Origin of the sequence: Vibrio sp. M250220 (assembly GCF_036533795.1) — a bacterium.
In the GTDB taxonomy this organism is placed as follows: domain Bacteria; phylum Pseudomonadota; class Gammaproteobacteria; order Enterobacterales; family Vibrionaceae; genus Vibrio.
Window position 1 is genome coordinate 1 of the sequence record NZ_JATABI010000136.1, and the last position, 1,342, is coordinate 1,342.

Genomic DNA, 1,342 nt, shown 5'->3' on the forward strand with positions numbered 1-1,342 from the left:
TTGGGTGAACCAAGATATTGTGAACATCCACTTGGTCATTCTCGGGGAGGACGGTATCAGGTGTGAGTACATCCGTTGAGCCGTCAGGTGTCCAAGTAATAGTGATACCATTATCCAACTCAGCAATAAAGTGTTGCCATCGAGCGCCAATTTGAAGGTATATGTTATCTGTTAAAAAACGACTTAACTCTTAAAGCAGGGTAAGCCCTGCGACAAGCGCCATTCTTTGACGATTCTAACAATATTCTCTGGTGTTCCATCTTCGGGTGTCTTTGGATAATAGATTAAATCTGTACCTTCAGGGTGTTGAGTAATGTCTTCAAAATGTTCTAGCAACTCATCAAGAACATCGTCTGTGTCAGACACATTTTCTTTAAAGATCGCTTCTACAAGTTGTAGAAAATCCCCCTCAGTGTAGTCGGATATCGATAACTTTACCTGCACATAGCTCTCCTCCCTCCTCTTCAACTCGTTACTTTAAGTCTTTAAAACACGGCTTTCCTTGTTCTTTGTACCAACGTTTTAATTCTTCAATCACAGCTTCTGGTGAGTCTTCTCTGTCATCTGGAGGATAAAAAATCAGATCACTGCTTTCAGGATGAGCCACTAGTTCAATGAAATCATTAACCCACTGTTCAACCTCCTCCTCTGAGCCATTACATTCATATATATCTTTCGTAAAATGTAAAAATTCTCTTTCGGTATAATCAGAAATTGACCCTTTTTTTCTCATATCTAACACCTTAATTTTTATGTATTTTTTTATGATTTCTTGGAGTAACAAGTCTCAAGTTATCAATATCATATACAGCACCACCATGTTGAATTTCATTAACATGGTGAATTTCAAACTTTCTTATTTTTCCGTAGTGCTCATCCTTTGGAGCAAATGGAGCATTGCCTTTCCTTATATGTGCTTTGCTCGCCCCATTAAATTGAGTCATTAGCTCTTCATTTTCTGCAACGCTCAACCAGAAAGCCTTCCTAAACGCATCAAAACTACTGAACTCTTTACCTCTCAACTTATCAGCAATTTGTGACGGTATCGGAGCACCTAACCCCTCACTGGCTTTCTCTAACCATATGCCCGTTATATCTTCGCCATTCCCTGTAACAACCCCAGACTCATCACGCGCCGTTTTTTGGAACATCAGGTAAAGAGGAGGGAGCCCAGCATCCACAGGGAAGGTGATAATATATTCGACTAGATCTTCTTCTGGGTAGAGAACCGTGCCAATTTCTTGCTCGTGCTCTTCAATTGGGTGAACCAAGATATTGTGAACATCCACTTGGTCATTCTCGGGGAGGACGGTATCAGGTGTGAGTACATCCGTTGAGCCGT

The 1,342-nt window shown here is 40.9% G+C and carries 3 protein-coding genes and 1 pseudogene; all 4 read right to left on the bottom strand.

The features are described 5' to 3' along the window. Positions 1-136, bottom strand: a pseudogene (locus tag QTN94_RS19920) (S-type pyocin domain-containing protein); the annotation flags it as partial. A 47-nt stretch (positions 137-183) separates the two neighbouring features. Beyond that, positions 184-444 (bottom strand): bacteriocin immunity protein, encoded by a 261-nt coding sequence (locus tag QTN94_RS19925; RefSeq protein WP_331428640.1) that lies wholly within the window; start codon positions 442-444, stop codon positions 184-186. 28 nt (positions 445-472) lie between these two features. Further along, a complete protein-coding gene (locus QTN94_RS19930; RefSeq protein ID WP_331428641.1) occupies positions 473-733 on the bottom strand; it encodes a bacteriocin immunity protein in 261 nt (86 codons plus the stop codon). Between the two features lie 10 nt (positions 734-743). Further along, positions 744-1,342 (bottom strand): S-type pyocin domain-containing protein (locus QTN94_RS19935; RefSeq protein ID WP_331428642.1); only part of this gene is annotated, 599 nt, incomplete at its 5' end.